Source organism: Methylobacterium sp. UNCCL125, assembly GCF_900116795.1.
Lineage (GTDB): Bacteria > Pseudomonadota > Alphaproteobacteria > Rhizobiales > Beijerinckiaceae > Methylobacterium > Methylobacterium fujisawaense.
In genome coordinates, this window is the sequence record NZ_FPBW01000006.1 from 1 (window position 1) to 18,159 (window position 18,159).

Consider the following 18,159-nt stretch of genomic DNA (forward strand, 5'->3'; position numbering starts at 1 on the left):
GATCAGCGGTTGGCGGTGGTGACCGGGGAGGTGACGCCGCCGAGCGAGACCCAGGCGACGGCGTCCTGGCTCTCGCGCTTGATGAACACGTAGCCGGTCTTGTGCCAGGGCAGGATCGCGTTGGTCTTGTTGTCGAGCACCAGGTCGCCCCGGTCGGTGATCAGAGTGAGCACCGCGTGGCCCTCGCCCTTCTCGTCGATCACCACGGTCATGCGCATCGCCCGCCGCGGCAGGCCGGCCTGGGCCAGCAGATGGCGCTTGAGCAGCTGGAAGTCCTCGCAGTCGCCGATGCCGTCCTCGGCCAGATCCCACCGGTCGGCCACGTGCAGGTGGTCCTGATCGGTCATCGGCTCGACCGCCTTGTTGACCCGCCGGTTCACCGACACGATCGTCGCCCAGGTCGCGGGCGTCAGGCTGATCCGGGCCGGTTCGCCCCGGTCGAGCGCGCATTCGGCCGCGTAGGTCTGGCAGAAGGTCGTCCAGGCCGCGATCGGCTTGGCATCGCCCTGCACCCGCGCACCGGCTTCCGTCGGCAGGCTCGCAAGCGTCTGCGCCTGGACGCCCGTGGCGAGGCCCGCAATGCCGAAGACCGCGAGGGCGGCGGCGGCGCGGCGGCTCCGGGGCAGCCGACGCGCTGCGGGTGCCTCGACCCGTCTCTGCATCATGGAAACCGCGAACCGCATCGCCGGACCCAACCGTTAAGCTCTCGTTAACGAAAGCTCTCACGCCGGCGGGCCGGCGGCAATGCGCCGATTAACAAAAGGTTAATGCTGTGCGCAACGCGGATAATCGTTCAGTCGTCGTTCCGAGCCGGCACGTCCCCGCGATGCGCGAAATCGTGAAGGCGCACCAAGGTCTTCGTTTCCGAGATCCGTCGTTATCCCGGCGTCGCTCCACCGAGAAGAAGCCTGTGGGCGGCAGGAGGACGACTTATGCGGCGCGCAGCAGACAGGATCGCCGGGCTCATTCTGGCCGGACTTGCAGCAGGAACCCTGGGAGCCGTTTCGACATCCGCCGCCCCAGCCGGCGCGGCATCGACCGACCTGAAGAGCGAGGGACCGACGCAGCCGGCGAAGGTCCAGGACGGCCAGTACACCGACAAGAACGGCGATCCGACCTACCACGTCACGGACGGCGGCAAGAAGGTCGACTGGTACACCATGTCCGGCTACGTGCGGTACAATTCCAACTGCATCGTCTGCCACGGCCCCGACGGGATGGGCTCGACCTATGCACCGTCGCTTGTCGATGCCCTCAAGGGCATGGACTACGCGCACTTCGCCGGCATCGTCGTGGGCGGCAAGAAGGACGTGAACGCCTCGCAGGAGCTGGTCATGCCCGCCTTCGGCGATAACAAGAACGTCATGTGCTACCTGCCGGACATATTCACGTATCTCCGCGCCCGTTCGGACGGAGCGCTCGGTCGCAACAGACCGCCGGAGCACGAGCCCAAGCCCGCTGCCTTCGAGAAGGCCGAGGACGCCTGCATGAAGTGAACGCCGCCTCCCGGGCCTCGGACCGAGATTGAACCTGCCCGGGGGGCGACACGCCCCGTTGCACCGCTCGGTTGCGCACGACATACTCTGCACAAGACGCGGAAGAGCAGGCGCCAAGCTTGCCGAGGGGGTCGCAGGGGATGGAACGTGGCTCAAGGATCGGGAGTGCGCCGCCATCTCTGCGGCATCTGGACGGCCTGGACCGATGCGGCCGGGGCCGCCGACGCGGCCGCTGAGGTCGCCCGGGCCGTCGGGGGCTCGGCCCTGTCACAGATCGTCGTGTTCTTCTCGGCGGATTACGATGCGGAGATCCTGGCCCGCGCGCTGGAAACTTGGTTCCCCGGCGTCCCGGTGGCGGGCTGCTCGATGTCGGGAGGCATCGCCCCGGCCGGAGGCCTCGACCGCGGCCTCGTGGCCATCGCGTTCCCGGCGGAGCGCTTCCGCATCGTCTCGACGGTCCTCGACGCCATCGACCACCTCGACGTGGAGCGGACGGCCTCCGCGGTCCGGGCGCTGCGCCGGACCCTCGACCCGCTGGACCGGTGCCGCGAGGTCGACATGGCCGCGTCCGGCCACCGCTTCGCCCTGTCGCTGATCGACGGGCTCGCCAACGCCGAGGAGACGGTCGTCTCGGCCATCGCCTGGGCACTCGACGGCATCCCGATCGTCGGCGGCTCGGCCGGCGACGACCTGCGCTTCCGCGACGCCGTCCTACTCCACGGCGGGAAGATCCACCGGAAGGCGGCGGTCCTGGTCCTCGTGGAGACCGACTTCTCGGTGGAGATCTTCAAGAGCGACAATTTCGAGCCGACCCAGACCAAGTTCGTGGTGACGGCCTCCGATGGCGAGCGCCGGACCGTGCACGAGTTGAACGCCGAGCCGGCAGCCCGGGAATACGCGATGGCGATCGGCCTCGACCCCGAGGGCTTGTCGCCGATGAGCTTCGCCGCCTACCCGCTGGCTGTGAAGGTCGGCGGCGAGTATTTCTGCCGCTCGATCCGGCGCATGAACGAGGACGGGTCGCTCAGCTTCTTCTGTGCGGTGGACGAGGGCGTTGTGCTGACCCTCGCCGAACCGCGCGATATCGTCGCCTCGACGCGGGCCGAGCTGGCGCGCCTCGACGCGGTGCTCGGCGGCGTCGACCTGATCATCGGCTTCGAATGCGTGCTGCGACGGCTCGACGCCGAGAGCCGGCAGGTGCGCCACGGCATTGCCGACCTCTATCGCCGCTACAACGTCGTCGGCTTCGAGACCTTCGGCGAGCAGTACAGGGCGATGCACCTGAACCAGACCTTCACGGGCATCGCCATCGGCAAGACCCTCGCCGGCGGTGCCCCGGGGGCGGAAGCCACCCCCGTCGCGTCGTGACCCTGCATCCGAACGGTCTCGAGACCGACGCGTCGCTGCACCGGCGGATCGAGAAGCTCGAGCGCATCAACGCCGCGCTGATGTCCCATGTCGAGCGCTCCATGGATCAGCGGGGCAGCGCCTATTCGCTGTTCCAGACCGCGATCATGCTGGAGGGCCGGGTCCGCACCCGCACCGAGGAGCTGACCGGGCTGATGCACCGGCTGGAGCGCTCCAACGAGGCGCTGGGCGCCGCCAAGGAGGAGGCCGAGACCGCCAACCGCTCCAAGACCCGGTTCCTGGCCGCGGCGAGCCACGACCTGCTTCAGCCGGTCAACGCCGCCCGCCTGTCGATTTCGGCGCTGGCCGATCTCGACGTGCCGCCGGAGGCGCGCATCATCGCGGGCCAGGTGGATCGCGGCCTGCAGACCATCGAAGATCTGATCAAGACGCTGCTCGACATCTCGAAGCTCGATGCCGGGATCGTGCGGCCGCAGATCCAGCCGGTGTTCCTGCCCGACCTGCTGGCGGAGCTGGCCGAGAGCTTCAAGCCGTTCGCGGAGCGCAAGGGCCTGCGGCTGTCGCTGCGCTGCCCCGACGTCACCGTCACCAGCGACGTGATGCTCCTGCAGCGCATCCTCCAGAACCTCGTCTCCAACGCGGTCCGGTACACAAGCGTCGGCGGGATCGTTCTCGCGGCCCGGCGGCGGTCCGGCGGCATCCGGATCGAGGTGACCGATACCGGCTGCGGCATCGCCGCAGAGGAATGCGACCTCGTCTTCGACGAGTTCTTCCGCGGCGGCGCCCGGACCGGCAGCGGCGAGGAGCCGGGCCTCGGCCTCGGCCTGTCGATCGTCCGCCGTATGGCCCAGGCCCTCGACCACCCCCTGCGGCTGCGCTCCCGGATCGGCCACGGCACCCGAGTCGCCCTGACGCTGCCCGTGAGCACGATCCCGGCGGCCGTCGCCCCGCCCGCTCCGGTGGCGACCCGGCTCTCGGGCGCGCACGTGCTCGTCGTGGAGAACGACCCATCCACGTCCGACGCCCTCGCCCGCCTCCTCCAGAACTGGGATGCCCGGGTCTCGACCTTCCGCGACCTCGCGGGGGTGCGGGCCGCCGTAGAGGCCGGCGCCCCGCGGCCGGACATCCTGGTGCTCGACTACCATCTCGACGACGGCGCCTGCGGCCTCGACGTGGCCAACTACCTCCGGGCCGCGCACGCCGATCCGGTCCCGGTCATCGTCACCACCGCCGACCATTCCGATGCCGTCGAGGACCGGGTCACGGCCGCCGGGGCGGAACTCGTGCACAAGCCGATCAAGCCGGCGCAGCTCCGCTCCCTGCTCACCTACATGCTCGCCTGAGCGGCCTGCGGCGGTCCGCGCTTCGACCGGCGGCACGCCTCGCGCTGCCTGCGGACAGGCGGACCTTCGGGAAAGCCGATCCCCGGCCGAGCAAGGGATGGGTCGCCCCGCTGCGGAGCACGAGCCCCCGACGCGGCACCCGTCCGACGCGAACAAACCTGCCCGTGCCGTGACATAGGACACACGACGCCCCTCGACGTGCCGTGCCGCCTGCGCGACAGGGAACAGCGTCCGCGGCGCGTCCTGCGTCCGGATTTTCCCAGCCATCGACGTCACGGACCCGCCGGGACGCCGCAGGAGCGCGCAGGAATGGCGCAGGTCCCGCTCGGTCCAGCCGGCGGCCGTCACGGACACCCGCAGAGGCACCCGCAGGGGCCTTCGCACGATGGCCTGCCGCCCCGCGAGCGCGTCCTCGCCATGGCGGCGATCGCGCTGGCCATGACCATGGCGGTCCTCGACGGCGCCATCGTCAACGTGGCGCTGCCCGTCATGGCCAAGGATCTGGCGGTCAGGCCGGCCGACGCGATCTTCGTGGTCAACGCCTACCAGATCGCCGTCACGGCCACCCTCCTGCCGTTCGCGACGCTGGGCGACATCTTCGGCTTCCGACGCGTCTACCTGCCGGGTCTGGCCGTCTTCGTGGCCGCCTCGCTGGCCTGCGCGCTGGCGCCAAGCCTGCCGCTGCTGATCGCCGCCCGGATCGTCCAGGGGCTCGGCGCCGCGGCGATCATGAGCGTGAACATCGGCTTCGTCCGTTTCATCTACCCCCACCGGATGATCGGCCAGGGGGTCGCCAACGTCGCGCTCGTGGTGGCGGTGGCCTCGGCCGCCGGCCCGACCGTGGCGGCCGCGATCCTGTCGGTGGCGACCTGGCCCTGGCTGTTCCTCGTCAACATCCCCGTGGGCCTGCTGGCCCTGGCGGTGGCGTCCCGGACCCTGCCGGCGACGCCGGCGAGCGGCCGCCCCTTCGATCTCGTGAGTGCGGTCCTCAACGCCCTGACCTTCGGCCTGCTGATCATCGGCATCGACGGGCTTGGCGATCCGGAGGCCCGGGGCATCGCCGTCCTCGAACTCGCGGCCGCGATCGCGGTCGGCGCGGTGTTCGTCCGGCACCAGATCCGGCTGGCCGCGCCGCTCCTGCCCGTGGACCTGCTGCGGATCCCCGCCTTCGCCCTGTCGATGGCGACCTCCGTCGCCTCGTTCTGCGCCCAGATGGTCTCCTACGTGGCGCTGCCCTTCTATTTTCAGGACGTGCTGCACCTCTCCAGCACGCAGACCGGCTTCCTGCTCACCCCCTGGCCGATCGCGGTCGCCGCGATGGCGCCGATCTCCGGCCGCCTTGCGGACCGGTATCCGCCCGGGATCCTGGGCGGGATCGGCCTGGCCATGATGGCCGTCGGTCTGGTCTGCGTGACGATCCTGCCGGCCGCTCCGACGACCCTCGATATCGTCTGGCGGCTGACCCTGTGCGGTCTCGGCTTCGGCCTGTTCCAGTCCCCCAACAACAAGGTGATCGTCACGTCGGCGCCGCGCGAACGGGCTGGGGGGGCGAGCGGGATGCAGTCGACGGCGCGGCTCACCGGCCAGTCGCTCGGCGCAGCTCTGGTGGCGGTGATCTTCGGCCTGACCCACGGTCTCGGGGCCGAGCGGGCGGTGACCCTGTCGCTCTCCTGCGCGGTGGCGATCTCGGTGATCGGCGGCTGCGCCAGCGTCCTGCGGCGGAGTCGGAGCGGCTAACCGGATCGCGTATGCCACCCGGGACGCCGGCTTACGTTGATGGGGTGTAACCCATGCTGGAGCGCCCCATGGATCTCGATCTCACCGGCCGGAAGGCCCTGGTCACCGGGTCGACCGGCGGCATCGGCTACGCCATCGCCAAGGAACTCTGCGACCTCGGTGCGGAGGTCGGCATCAACGGTCGCACGCCCGAGCGGGTCGAGGCCGCCCTCGCGAAGCTGCGGGGCGAGACGCGGGCCGGCCGCGCCTTTGCGGCACCGGGCGATGTCGCCACCGGTGAGGGTGTTTCAGCCCTGGTCAAGGCTGTCCCGGCGGTCGACATTCTGGTCAACAACACCGGGATCTTCGAGCCGAAGCCGTTCTTCGAGATCCCGGATGCCGACTGGCAGCGCTTCTTCGACGTCAACGTGATGAGCGGCGTGCGCCTGTCGCGGGCCTACACGCCCGGCATGGCGGAGCGGGGCTGGGGACGGGTGATCTTCATCTCCAGCGAGTCGGGCATCAACACGCCGACCGAGATGGTCCATTATGGAATGACCAAGACGGCGCAGCTCGCGATTTCCCGCGGTCTGGCGCAGACGGTGGCCGGCAGCGGCGTGACGGTCAACAGTGTCCTGCCCGGCCCGACCCTCTCGGAGGGTGTCGGGGACTTCATGCGGCAGATGGCCGGAGCCGCAGCCGATACCGACCTCGAGGCCATGGGCCGGAAATTCGTCGCGGAGCATCGCCCCTCGTCGCTGATCCAGCGGCTGGCGCGGGTGGACGAGGTGGCCAATCTCGTCGCCTATCTCTGCAGCCCGGCCGCGAGCGCCACCACCGGCGCCGCCCTGAGGGTCGACGGAGGGGTCCTGCAGGGCCTCGCTTGAAGCCGGGATCGGTGGGGGCAACGCCGGCGACCGCCGAAGCGGGGCTCGAACCGTGCTGGTCTGGGACGGCGAAATCCGCGCGGCGGCGCATCGACAAGCCCGCGCTGGCGATACGTCGGGCGCCTCGGGTTCAGGCGACGCGTTCGCCACGAGGGATCGGACCGGCGGCTCTGGATGCCGGACTCTCGTCCGCATCATACCAAGCCACACGGCCGGTCTTCCCGTACGACGGGGAACGCCGCAGGGCTCCTAGAGCCGTCGGCCCGGAGAGAATGCCGGACTTGGCTCTAGGGCGCGATCAGGCCTTCAGGTGCGCAGCGAGATGCTTGTTCATCTCGAACATCGTGCACTTGTCCTTACCGAAGACCTTCTTGAGCTTGTCGTCGGCGAGGATCTCACGCTTGTTCTGCGGGTTCTGAAGGTTGTTCTTCTTGATGTAGTCCCAAACCTTGCTGACCACCTCGCCGCGCGGCAGCGGGCTGGTCCCGACGATGGCGCCGAGCTCGGCCGACGGCTTCAGCGGCTGCTGCAGAGCGTTCGGCTTGGCGCCGGCCGACTTCTCGGCGGCGGGCTTCGCAGCCTTGGCCGGGGCGGCCTTCTCCGCAGTCTTGGTGGTCTTGGCCGCTTTGGGCGCAGCCTTCTCGGTCTTTGTGGCCATCAACATCCTCCGGTTCTCGGGCCGCAGGCCGGGGCATGATCGCCCCACGGCCGAGCCAGCATAGCAGCAACTAAGCGGTGCCGCCGCCGTTCCAAGGGGAAATTGCCTTTGGAAACGCCTCATCCACAACGCAGGCGCAGAAATCCCCTGCGGGATCGCCGGATGGACGCCGCCGCCAAGATTATTCGGCCGACCGCCGGGCGTGAAACCTGCCTTTAACAATCCTGCACGTGAAGTACAGGCATGTTTGCCCCGACCCTCACGCTCGCGCTCCTGCTCGCCACCGGACTGGTCACGAGTCTCGGTCTCCTGGTGCGGGCCGAGCCTTCCGCGCCCGGCATCGCGCCGGGCCGCGGCTTGGTCTGAACGCGCCGGGATTGCAGCGCCCGTCCACCGGGTGCATCAGCCCGACCGCATGACCGATCCGATCACCCTCGCCAGCCCGGAAAGCACCGCCCACGTCGTCCAGGTGGCGCTGAGCCCCGTGTTCCTGCTGTCGGGCATCGCGACGCTGCTCAACGTCTTCGGCGCGCGGCTCGCGCGCGTGGCCGATCAGGCCGACCACGTCTCCGGGCTCCTCGCGGGCGCCGGCGATGCGGAGCGCATCCTCCTCGGACGGCGCCTGGATCGGCTGCACCGGCGCTCGCTGGCCCTGGATGCCGCCGTGTTCCTGGCCGCGCTGGGCGGCGTGGCGACCTGCGGATCGGTGCTGACCCTGTTCGTCGGAGCCATGCGCGACAGCACGGTCACGACATTACTGTTCGGTCTGTTCGGCGCGGCGATCCTCTGCACCCTGTGCGCCCTCGTGGCCTTCGGGTTCGAGATGCTGCTGGCCAGCCGATCGGTCCGCGACCGGATCAATCAGCGGCGGAGGAGCGCCGGGATACCACCCGACCTCTGAGAGGCCGGCGCTCGCCCGGCCACCGGCTCAGGAGGCGGAACCCGTCCCGGCCCAGGCGCTTAGTGAGCCAGGGACCGCCACGCGGGCACGATCCCGCTCATGGATCGGGAGACATCATGCCGACGGACCTGCCCAACGAACGCGCCTTGAGAAAGCCCGGCACCCTGGAGCTCGATCCCGCCGGCGAGGGCATCGCCATCGACGAGAGCCCCCGGCTGATCGCGTCGAACAAGGTCGAAGGCACCGCCGTGTACGACAGCAGCGGCCGCCACCTGGGCGCCGTCCACAATTTCATGGTGGACAAGGTTTCCGGACAGGTCGCCTACGTGGTGCTGGCCTTCGGGGGATTCCTCGGATTGGGTGAGACCCACCACCCGCTTCCCTGGAAGGCTCTGACCTACAGCACCGAATTCGGCGGCTACGTGATCGACATCGATCCGGCGGTCCTCGCAGGCGCATCGAGCCCCGGCGCCGGCGAAGACGAAGTCGCCGATCCGAGCTATCGCGCCCGGATCTAGACCTTCGACGGCCCGTACGCGCGCCCCTCCTGAGCGGGCGCGGCGGTCTCGGCCTGACGGCTCAGAATTTCCCGCCGAGGCCGACGCTGCCGCCGGGCGACAGCATCGGACCCATTGCGCCGCTGCTGCCACTGCCACCGACCGCCGCATTGCCGCCGTCGAGATCCTCGCGCCGGATCCGGCGCTCCCCGCTATCGGCGGTGCGGGTCGCCCCGCCGGCGGTCTTCGGGATCGCCAGCTGCTTCGTCGGAGCGGTCTGGAGCGGCTGACCATCGGCATCGACCGCAGCATTGCGCGGCTCGCGGTTCGGCAGAGATCCGCGCAGCGAGGGCGGCAGGCCGACCTCTGTCGCGGGCATCACGCCGCCGCCGCCACCGAGCGCCTGGCAGCCGGCCACGAGGCCGGCCAGGGCAGCGCCGAGCGCAAGGCCGCGCGCTGCGGCGCATCTCGACGTGGGGAGGGTCGACATCGTGTGGTCCTCGACAGTGGCCGCGGTGCCGTCCGCGGCTCGCATGGGCTTATGAGCGGTTGTCTACGCCGGGGATGCGGCGAAAACCAGACAGTGCCGTCGCGCCCCCGGTCATCATCGCCGTATCCTTTGTGGCAGACCGCCGAAGCGCGCGGTTCGCGTCTTGCTGTCTGGCCGCTGCGGTCCATAACTTCGCCCAGGTCCTGCGGCATGACGCCATCCGCAGGCGGGGTCCAGCCGGCGGCGGACCCGGAACCGGCCGATACGGTCGTGGACGCGCCGGCGCGCCGGTGCAGCCCGGCCCTTCCTCAGAGGACGAAGCGTGTTCAGAACCAACCGGATGATCGCGGCCGTGACGCTCGCCCTCTGGGCGTCGGGGGCTGCGGCGCAGGTGAGCGGCAGCGAGGGTGCGGCCGGGCAGGCAGCGCCGCACGCACCGGCCACGCCTCCGTCCGCGACTCCGGCTCCCGCGCCGGCTCCGGCGCCAACTCCGACACCGCCGACTTCTCCGCCCGCGGCGGCGCCGGCCGCACCGCCGGCCGCCGGGACTTCGCCGCCTTCCACGACCCAGACGCAGCAGCAGGGAACACCGGCCACGGTCCTCGACACGCAGGATTACGAGAGCCTGCTCGGTCGCAGCGTGCGCAGCGCCGGCGGCGACGAACTGGGGCGCGTCATCGACATCATCATCGACAAGGAGGGCCATCCCAGGGCCGCCATCATCGATTTCGGCGGCTTCCTCGGGGTCGGAACCCGCAAGATCGCAGTGGATTGGCGCGCCCTGCGCTTCACGCCGGACGGCGGCAAGGAGCGCAAGCTCTCGGTCGCGCTGACCCGCAACCAAGTCCGCGTGTCACCGGAATACAAGGCCGGGGAGCCGATCGTGGTTCTCGGGCCCGCCAGCCCCGCCGCGCCGGCGGCGGAGGGCGAGCAGGCGACCACGCCGCCGGCCAATCCGGCGCCGGGCTCGGCGGCACCGTCGCAACCGGCCCCCGCCGCGGCGGCTCCGACCTCGCCCGCTCCGGGCAGTGCGGCCTCGGGCGCGGCGGCGCCGGCCGCGACCGCGCCCGCCCGCCCTCCGGAGAAGGCACCGGATAAGTGACGGTGGCCCGGTCGAAGGCCCGAACCGCCGCCACTCCGCGCGAACGTGAGCTGTCCCGTCAGGACATCCGCTCCCGTCCGGGCCGCCTGAAGGATCCGGCGGGCGAGGCCGCGCGCGCGTCGGCGGTTCCTGCCGCACAGGGGGGACGCGTGATCTCGGCAACGAGCCGCTACGGCCTAGATGCCTTCGCGTTCTTCGTGGCCAACCTGCAGACCGGGTTCGGCCCTTTCCTGGCCGTCTACTTCTCCCAGGCGAAATGGACCCAATCCGACATCGGGTTCGCCCTGACCGTGGGGAGCCTCGTGGCGCTGCTGGGCCAGGTCCCGGGCGGCGCCTTCGTCGACGTCGTGCGCTCGAAGCGCTTCGCCGCTGCCGTGGCGGTGATCGGGATCGCCGGCAGCGCCTTCGCGCTGGCGGTCTGGCCGAGCTTCCTGATCGTGCTCCTGGCAATGGCACTGCACTCGGCCGCGAGCTGCGTGCTCACACCGGCCATCGCGGCGATCAGCATCGGACTCGTCGGGCGTGCCCACGCTGGCGAGCGTCTCGGCCGCAATGCCAGCTTCGCGGCCCTCGGCAACGCCCTCGGCGCGGCCGGGATGGGCGCCATCGGATATTACCTGTCGAACGGCGCCGTCTTCTACCTCACCGCCGCCCTCGGCATCCCGACGGTGATCGCGCTGGCGCGCATCCGCGCCCAAGACATCGATTCCAACGTGTTCAAGGAGCCGGCCACGGCGCAGGCGGCGCCGTCGACCGGCAAGGACAGCATCCGCGCCCTGCTGACCAATCGGAGCCTCCTGTGCTTCGCGGCCTGCATGGTGCTGTTCTTCCTCGCCAACGCCGCGATGCTGCCCCTGGTCGGCAGCGTCCTGACCCTGCGGGCGAGCGAGACCGCCACCGCGCTGGTCGCCGCCTGCATCATGGTCCCGCAGGCGGTGCTGGCGGTCAGCGCCCCTGCGGTCGGCCGGGCCGCCGAGCGCTTCGGCCGCTACCCGGTGCTGCTGTTCGGATTCGGCGCCCTGCCGGTCCGGGGCCTGCTGCTCGCCTACACCACCAACCCCTACGGTCTCGTCGCCATCCAGGTGCTGGACGGCATCTCGGCGTCGGTGCTGGGCGTGATGGTGCCGCTGATCGTGTCGGATCTCACCCGTGGCACCGGCCGCTTCAACCTCGCCCTCGGCGCGGTCGGCACGGCCATGGGCATCGGCGCCGCCCTCTCGACCTCGCTTGCCGGCATCATGGCCGACCATCTCGGCAGCCACAGCGCCTTCCTGGGGCTCGCGATCGTGGGGTTCGCGGCTTTCATGCTGGTGGCGCTGATCATGCCGGAGACGCGTCCGACGGAGCACACGGCCTGACCGGCCGCGGCATCGGATTCGCAAGGGTGTTTCCGCGCCGCTCAAGCGACGTTCAGGTTCTGCGGATAAAAGCGCACGGAAGGTGCGGGCCGGTGAAACATATGGCAACGCTCTCGCGTTGCCGCTGCGGGTCAGACTGCGCCCGCTCTGCACGCCGCCTCAGCCCGTAAGCCAAAGCCGCGCGAATACGGAATGGTCACCGCGATGGAAGAGCTGCACCGATACGCCGACAGGCCCTTCGCCTTCGTCGCGCGGTATCTCCGCCGCCGCTGGCTGCCGCACTTGGTCATCCTGATCTCCGTGCTCGGCGCCGTCGGCTTCTCGGTCTCCACCGATTACGCCCTCAAGGGCGTGGTCGACGCGCTGACGAAGGGGCCCGGCCCGGGCAACACGGTCGTCTGGAGCGCGCTCGCGGTCCTGGTCGCCTTCATCGCCGCCGACAACATGCTCTGGCGCGTGGCGGCGCTGACCGGCGCCTTCACCTTCGTGGGGATCACCGGCGACATCCGGCGCGACCTGTTCCGGCACATGACCGGCCATTCCCCGACCTTCTTCTCCGACCGCCAGCCGGGCACCCTGGCGTCGCGCATCACGGCGACCTCGAACGCGATCTTCACGGTCGAGAACATGTTCGTGTTCAACGTGATGCCGCCGACGGTCGCGGCCTTCGGGTCGATCGCCTACATCGCCACCGTCAACCTCACCATGGCGGGCATCCTGGCGGGCGTGTTCGCGGCCGTCGTCGTGCTGATGTTCAAGATGGCCTCGGCCGGCAAGCCGCTGCACCACGACTTCGCCGCCAAGGCCGCCAGCGTCGACGGCGAGATGGTCGATCTCGTCGGCAACATGTCGCTCGTGCGCGCCTTCTCGGCCTTCAAGCGCGAGGGGCAGCGCTTCGAGGGCACCATCGCGACCGAGATGCGGGCGCGGCGCTCGTCGCTCCTCTACCTCGAGAAGCTGCGCATCGTGCACGCGGTGCTGACCGTGCTTGCCGTGTTCGGCCTGCTCTATTGGGCGATCCAGATGTGGGAGGCCGGACAGGCGACGAACGGTCAGGTCGTGCTGGTCTGCACGCTCGGCATCCGCATCCTGGCGGCCACCCGCGACCTCGCGGTCGCGCTGGTCGATGCGACCCAGCACACCGCCCGGCTGGCCGAGGCCCTGCACACCCTGCTTCAGCCCCACGATCTCGTGGATCATCCGGAAGCGCAGCCGCTCACAGGCCAGGGCGCCAAGATCGAGTTCGAGCACGTCGCCTTCAGCTATCCGGACGGGCGCCCCGTCTTCACGGATTTCGACCTCGTCATCGAGCCGGGCCAGCGCGTCGGTCTGGTGGGCCGGTCCGGCGGCGGCAAGTCGACCCTGTTCTCGCTGATTCAGCGCTTCTACGACGTGCAGAGTGGCGCCATCCGCATCAACGGCCAGAACGTCGAGCGGGTCACCCAGGAATCCCTGCGCGAGGCGATCACCGTGGTGCCGCAGGACGTCTCGATGTTCCACCGCAGCTTGCGGGAGAACATCCGCTACGGCCGGCCGGAGGCGACGGACGAGGAGGTCTGGCAGGCCGCCGAGGCCGCGCATTGCACCGACTTCATCAAGGCCCTGCCCGAAGGCTTCGACACGATCGTCGGCGACCGCGGCGTGAAGCTCTCGGGCGGCCAGCGTCAGCGGATCGCCATCGCCCGGGCGATCCTGAAGAACTCGCCGATCCTGCTGCTCGACGAGGCCACCTCGGCGCTGGACGCGGAATCCGAGCAGGCGATCCGTCAGGCCCTCGCCAACCTGATGAAGGGCCGGACCGTCATCGCGATCGCGCACCGCCTCTCGACGCTGCAGGATTTCGACCGGATCGTCGTGCTCGACGGCGGCCGCATCGCGCAGGACGGCTCGCCCGACAAGCTGACCCATCTCGACGGCTTCTTCCGGGAGCTGATGAAGAAGGAATCCATGGCGATGGCCCTCGCCGCCGCCTGACTTCGCCCCCGTGGACCCGTCCCGGCATCGCCGCGCCGGGACGGCGGCGCAGTTCCGCCGCTCCGGTTTTCACGCCCGATCGGCACTGGTAGATCATCGGCCCGCCGGACCGGACCTTGCATCGCCTGGACGTCGCGAACCGGCCCGGTTCCGACGCGTCTCGATGCCCGAGCCCCACCGTGCCTGACCTTGCCCTCGTCATCCGGGAAATCTCCGAGGAGATGGCCCAGCGCTCCGATCGGGGGGCGGTCGCGGATTACATTCCCGAACTCGCGCGGGTGGATCCCGGTCAGTTCGGCATGGCGGTGATCGATGCTGCGGGACGCGTCTTCGCCGGGGGCGACAGCGAGACGCCCTTCTCGATCCAGAGCGTGTCGAAGGTCTTCACCCTCACCCTCGCCCTCGGCATGGTCGGCGACCGGCTGTGGAAACGGGTCGGCCGCGAGCCTTCGGGCAACCCGTTCAACTCCATCGTCCAGTTGGAGCGGGAGCGCGGCGTGCCGCGCAATCCGTTCATCAATGCGGGCGCCATCGCGGTCACCGACGTGATCCTCTCGGGCCACGAGCCCCGCGAGGCGCTGGGCGAGATCCTGCGCTTCATGCAGTTCCTGGCCCAGGATTCGAGCATCGCGATCGACGAGACCGTGGCGGCCTCGGAGAAGCGCACGGGTTTCCGCAACACCGCGCTCGCCAACTACATGAAGTCCTTCGGCGTCATCGACAATCCGGTCGACTACACGCTCGGCGTCTACTTCCACCACTGCGCCATCGCGATGAACTGCCGCCAGCTCGCACGCGCCGGCCGGTTCCTGGCGCATAACGGCATCAACCCGTCGACCGGCCATTCGGTGGTCTCGGCGGAGCGCGCGCGCCGCATCAACGCGATCATGCTGACCTGCGGCCACTACGACGGGTCGGGCGAGTTCGCCTATCGCGTGGGCCTGCCGGGCAAGAGCGGAGTCGGCGGCAGCATCCTGGCGATCGCACCCGGCAAGGCCTCCATCGCCGTCTGGTCGCCCGGTCTCGACGCGGCGGGCAATTCCCATCTCGGCCGCATCGCCCTGGAGCGGCTGACGCAGCGCATGGGCTGGTCCGTCTTCGGATCCTGAGCGGGTCCCTTCCCCTGCCCCCCTTCCCTGCCCCCCTTCCCCTGCCCTCTTGCGCGGCGCCCACTTCCGCGGCACTGCGCCGCCGGGGCGTTGCGGCGCCGAAGCGAGACTCAGCGGCATGGCGACGAGTGTGGCGGTCCGGGCTGCCGACGACGGTCTGGATCCGGGTGCCATCCTGGCCCGTCTCGACCGGCTTCCGGCCACGCCGACGGTCTGGCGCCTCGTGGCGCTGCTCGGCCTCGGGTTCTTCTTCGAACTCTACGACCTGCTCTTCACCGGTTACGTGGCGCCCGGCCTCGTCAAGGCCGGGATCCTGACGCCGACAACCCCCGGCCTGTTCGGCGCCAGTGGTGTGGCGAGCTTCGTGGCCGCCCTCTTCACGGGACTGTTCATCGGCACCCTCGTCTGCGGCTGGCTCGCCGACCGGTTCGGGCGCCGGGCGATCTTCACGTGGTCGCTCCTCGCCTACACCGCGGCGAACGTCGTGATGGCCTGCCAAAGCGACGCCTTCGGCCTCAACCTCTGGCGGCTCGTCGCAGGGATCGGCCTCGGCCTGGAGATGGTGACGATCGGCAGCTACCTCTCCGAACTCGTCCCGAAGGCGATCCGCGGCCGGGCCTTCGCCCTGTGCCAGGGCATCGGCTTCACGGCCGTGCCGGTGGTGGCGTTCCTCTCCTACCTGCTGATCCCGATCGCCCCCCTCGGCATCGACGGGTGGCGCTGGGTGGTGCTGATCGGCGCCTCGGCGGCGATCGTGGTCTGGTGGATGCGGGCGGGCCTTCCGGAAAGCCCGCGCTGGCTCGTCGAGCACGGGCGTCTGGCGGAAGCCGACGCGATTCTGCGGCAGCTGGAGGCGCGGATCGCGGCCGAGCATGGCGGCGCGCTGCCCGCGCCGGCCGCGGCGGAGCCGGTGCAGCCGCGCGGCGCCTTCCGCGACCTGTGGGTCCGGCCCTATCGGCGCCGGGCGCTGATGATGGCCGGATTCAACGTCTTCCAGACGGTGGGCTTCTACGGCTTCGCCAACTGGGTGCCGACCCTGCTGGTGGCCCAGGGCATCACGGTGACGTCGAGCCTCGCCTACACGGCCCTGATCGCGCTGGCCGCCCCCGTCGGCCCGCTGATCGGCCTCGCCATCGCCGACCGGTTCGAGCGCAAGCACGTCATCGTGGCCGCCGCCCTCGTCTATATCGGCTGCGGCCTCGCCTTCGCGCAGACGCGGGACGTCCCGATCATCGTGGCGCTCGGCATCGGCCTGACGCTCGCCTCGAACGTGATGTCGTACAGCTTCCACGCCTATCAGGCCGAGCTGTTCCCCACGGGCATCCGCGCCAGGGCGGTGGGCTTTGTCTATTCCTGGAGCCGCTTCTCGGCGATCTTCACGGGCTTCGTCATCGCGTTCGTCCTGCGGGAGGCCGGCACGCCGGGCGTGTTCCTGTTCATCTCGGCCGCGATGCTGGCCGCGGGCCTGCTCGTCGGGCTCCTGGGTCCGCGGACACGGGACGTCGCGCTGGAGAAGATCGCGGGGTGAGGCCCGTCACGGGCTCGGCTCCCAGGAGGCCGAATCCGTGCTAGCCTCGGGCATGGTCGCTCAGCCGAAATCCCGGATGACGGTCGACGAGTTTCTCACCTGGGCCGATGGGCAGCCGGGGCGCTTCGAGCTGGTCGATGGCGAGGTGTTCGCGATGTCGCCGGAGCGCGTTCGGCATGCCGAGGTCAAGGCTGCCACCTATCTGGCGCTCCGGTCCGCACTGAAGCAAGCGAAGAGCGCCTGCTACGCGCTGCCGGATGGCATCAGCGTTCGCGTCGATCAGGATACGGTCTTCGAGCCCGACGCCCTCGTTTACTGCGGAATGCGCGCTGACCCCGATGCGACGGAGATCACCGATCCCGTCATCGTCGTCGAGGTGCAGTCGCCGAGCACACGTTCCGTCGATTCGGGTTTAAAATTGACCCGCTACTTCAGTCTCGAGAGCGTGATCCACTATCTGATCGTGGATCCGGTCAAACGCCTCGTCATCCATCACCGCCGCGCGCAGGGCGGCCTGATCGAGACCCGCATCGCGACCCAGGAGACGCTGGACCTGACGCCGCCCGGCCTGCGCCTGCCCGTCCCGGAGCTGTTCGCCGACCGCGCGTCCGACGACGACGGAGCTTGATCCGATCCGAGGTGGATGCCACAGCGGCGCGAACGCGAATCAGGACGCCCGGATGACTGAACCTCTCGATCTCCTCGTGCTCGGCAACGCGATCGTCGACGTGATCGCACGGACGGACGATGCCTTCCTGGCGGCGCAGGGCGTCACCAAGGGTGCGATGCAGCTCATCGACGAGCCGCGGGCCGAGGCGCTGTTCGAGGCCATGGGCCCGGCCACGATCGTGTCGGGCGGCTCCGGCGCCAACACCGCGGTCGGCGCGGCCCTGCTCGGGGCCAAGACCGGCTTCGTCGGCAAGGTCCGGAACGACGAGCTCGGCGGCCTGTTCAGCCACGATCTCAAGGCGACCGGCGTCGACTTCAGCGTCCCTGCGGCGGCCGAGGGACCGGCCACCGCCCGATGCTTCGTGCTGGTGACGCCGGATGGCGAGCGCACGATGAGCACCTATCTGGGCGCCTGCCAGGGACTCTCGCCCGACGATGTCGACAAGGCTCTCGTGCGTTCCGCCCGGGTCGTCTATCTCGAGGGCTACCTCTGGGATCCGCCGGCCGCCAAGGAGGCGTTCCGCAAGGCGTCCGACATCGCCCACCAGGCCGGCAACGCCGTTGCGCTGACCCTCTCGGATGCGTTCTGCGTCGGTCGCTACCGCGATGAATTCCTCGGTCTGATCCGCGACGGCACCATCGACATCCTCTTCGCCAACATCGGCGAGTTGCAGAGCCTCTTCCAGACCGACGATGCCGAGGCCGCGGTGGCGGCCCTGCGGGACGAGCGCAACGCCCGCGGCCGTCATCTGCTCGGCCTCGTGACGCGCTCGGCCGACGGTGCCCTGGTGGTGCAGGGTGGCGAGGTCCGCGCCGTCGAGGCGAGCCCGGTCCACGAGGTGGTCGACACGACGGGGGCGGGGGACCTCTTTGCGGCCGGCTTCCTGGCCGGCCACGCCCGCGGCCTCGACCACGTCACGAGCGCCCGGCTCGGCACGCTCGCGGCGGCCGAGGTCATCCAGCACATCGGCGCCCGTCCGCAGGCGGATCTCGTCGGCTTGGCCAAGGCACGCGGGCTCCTCTGAGCCGGTGCGCCGGGCGCGCGGTCGGAGGGTTGCGTCCG

The 18,159-nt window shown here is 70.1% G+C and carries 18 protein-coding genes; 15 read left to right on the forward strand and 3 right to left on the reverse strand.

Annotated features, from left to right (window positions below):
- Positions 1-2 precede the first annotated feature (2 nt).
- Positions 3-683 (reverse strand): transglutaminase-like cysteine peptidase, encoded by a 681-nt coding sequence (locus tag BM396_RS06920; protein ID WP_091994739.1) that lies wholly within the window; start codon positions 681-683, stop codon positions 3-5.
- Positions 684-932: 249 nt separating this feature from the next.
- On the opposite strand from BM396_RS06920, the gene BM396_RS06925 reads away from it, so the two are divergent.
- From BM396_RS06925 to BM396_RS06945, 5 genes are all read left to right on the forward strand, one after another.
- Complete coding sequence (locus BM396_RS06925) at positions 933-1,496, forward strand: c-type cytochrome, methanol metabolism-related (protein WP_043358028.1); 564 nt, start codon at positions 933-935, stop codon at positions 1,494-1,496.
- Between the two features lie 147 nt (positions 1,497-1,643).
- Positions 1,644-2,864 (forward strand): FIST signal transduction protein, encoded by a 1,221-nt coding sequence (locus BM396_RS06930; RefSeq protein WP_043381040.1) that lies wholly within the window; start codon positions 1,644-1,646, stop codon positions 2,862-2,864.
- Positions 2,861-4,207 (forward strand): ATP-binding response regulator, encoded by a 1,347-nt coding sequence (locus BM396_RS06935; protein WP_043381042.1) that lies wholly within the window; start codon positions 2,861-2,863, stop codon positions 4,205-4,207. Before BM396_RS06930 ends, BM396_RS06935 begins: the two co-directional genes overlap by 4 nt.
- Before the next feature lie 309 nt (positions 4,208-4,516).
- Entirely contained in the window at positions 4,517-5,944 is a 1,428-nt protein-coding gene (locus BM396_RS06940) for an MFS transporter (protein WP_081948602.1), read from the forward strand.
- Positions 5,945-6,012: 68 nt separating this feature from the next.
- Entirely contained in the window at positions 6,013-6,810 is a 798-nt protein-coding gene (locus BM396_RS06945; RefSeq protein ID WP_043381047.1) for an SDR family NAD(P)-dependent oxidoreductase, read from the forward strand.
- Between the two features lie 298 nt (positions 6,811-7,108).
- On the opposite strand, the gene BM396_RS06950 is transcribed toward BM396_RS06945, so the two are convergent.
- On the reverse strand, positions 7,109-7,468 hold the full coding sequence (locus BM396_RS06950) for an SWIB/MDM2 domain-containing protein (RefSeq protein ID WP_043356955.1): 360 nt from the start codon (positions 7,466-7,468) through the stop codon (positions 7,109-7,111).
- Positions 7,469-7,711: 243 nt separating this feature from the next.
- Between BM396_RS06950 and BM396_RS33635 the strand changes: the two genes are divergently transcribed.
- The 3 genes from BM396_RS33635 (at position 7,712) to BM396_RS06960 (ending at position 8,887) form a co-directional block, all read left to right on the forward strand.
- On the forward strand, positions 7,712-7,834 hold the full coding sequence (locus BM396_RS33635) for a hypothetical protein (RefSeq protein ID WP_257787383.1): 123 nt from the start codon (positions 7,712-7,714) through the stop codon (positions 7,832-7,834).
- A 49-nt stretch (positions 7,835-7,883) separates the two neighbouring features.
- Positions 7,884-8,369, forward strand: coding sequence for a DUF2721 domain-containing protein (locus BM396_RS06955; RefSeq protein WP_043356961.1), 486 nt, complete (start codon positions 7,884-7,886; stop codon positions 8,367-8,369).
- Positions 8,370-8,485: 116 nt separating this feature from the next.
- Positions 8,486-8,887, forward strand: coding sequence for a PRC-barrel domain-containing protein (locus BM396_RS06960; RefSeq protein ID WP_043356953.1), 402 nt, complete (start codon positions 8,486-8,488; stop codon positions 8,885-8,887).
- Between the two features lie 61 nt (positions 8,888-8,948).
- Here the strand turns inward: BM396_RS06960 and BM396_RS06965 are convergent, their stop codons facing one another.
- Positions 8,949-9,356 (reverse strand): hypothetical protein, encoded by a 408-nt coding sequence (locus tag BM396_RS06965; RefSeq protein ID WP_043356959.1) that lies wholly within the window; start codon positions 9,354-9,356, stop codon positions 8,949-8,951.
- Between the two features lie 340 nt (positions 9,357-9,696).
- Here BM396_RS06965 and BM396_RS06970 point away from each other — a divergent pair, with 340 nt between their 5' ends.
- The 7 genes from BM396_RS06970 (at position 9,697) to BM396_RS07000 (ending at position 18,121) form a co-directional block, all read left to right on the forward strand.
- Positions 9,697-10,458, forward strand: a complete 762-nt coding sequence (locus tag BM396_RS06970; RefSeq protein WP_043381048.1) for a PRC-barrel domain-containing protein — start codon at positions 9,697-9,699, stop codon at positions 10,456-10,458.
- Positions 10,455-11,816, forward strand: a complete 1,362-nt coding sequence (locus tag BM396_RS06975) for an MFS transporter (RefSeq protein WP_043381050.1) — start codon at positions 10,455-10,457, stop codon at positions 11,814-11,816. The genes BM396_RS06970 and BM396_RS06975 overlap by 4 nt, the downstream gene beginning before the upstream one ends.
- Before the next feature lie 204 nt (positions 11,817-12,020).
- Positions 12,021-13,790 (forward strand): ABC transporter ATP-binding protein, encoded by a 1,770-nt coding sequence (locus tag BM396_RS06980; protein ID WP_043381239.1) that lies wholly within the window; start codon positions 12,021-12,023, stop codon positions 13,788-13,790.
- A gap of 179 nt (positions 13,791-13,969) precedes the next feature.
- Positions 13,970-14,899, forward strand: a complete 930-nt coding sequence (locus BM396_RS06985) for a glutaminase (RefSeq protein WP_043356938.1) — start codon at positions 13,970-13,972, stop codon at positions 14,897-14,899.
- Between the two features lie 118 nt (positions 14,900-15,017).
- The gene (locus tag BM396_RS06990; protein ID WP_043356936.1) at positions 15,018-16,427 is read left to right on the forward strand and encodes an MFS transporter; all 1,410 of its coding nucleotides are present in this window, start codon (positions 15,018-15,020) and stop codon (positions 16,425-16,427) included.
- A 52-nt stretch (positions 16,428-16,479) separates the two neighbouring features.
- Positions 16,480-17,055 carry a Uma2 family endonuclease gene (locus tag BM396_RS06995; RefSeq protein ID WP_043356934.1) on the forward strand — a complete coding sequence of 192 codons (576 nt, stop codon included), beginning with the start codon at positions 16,480-16,482 and terminating at the stop codon, positions 17,053-17,055.
- Between the two features lie 52 nt (positions 17,056-17,107).
- A complete protein-coding gene (locus BM396_RS07000; RefSeq protein WP_043381053.1) occupies positions 17,108-18,121 on the forward strand; it encodes an adenosine kinase in 1,014 nt (337 codons plus the stop codon).
- Positions 18,122-18,159 lie beyond the last annotated feature (38 nt).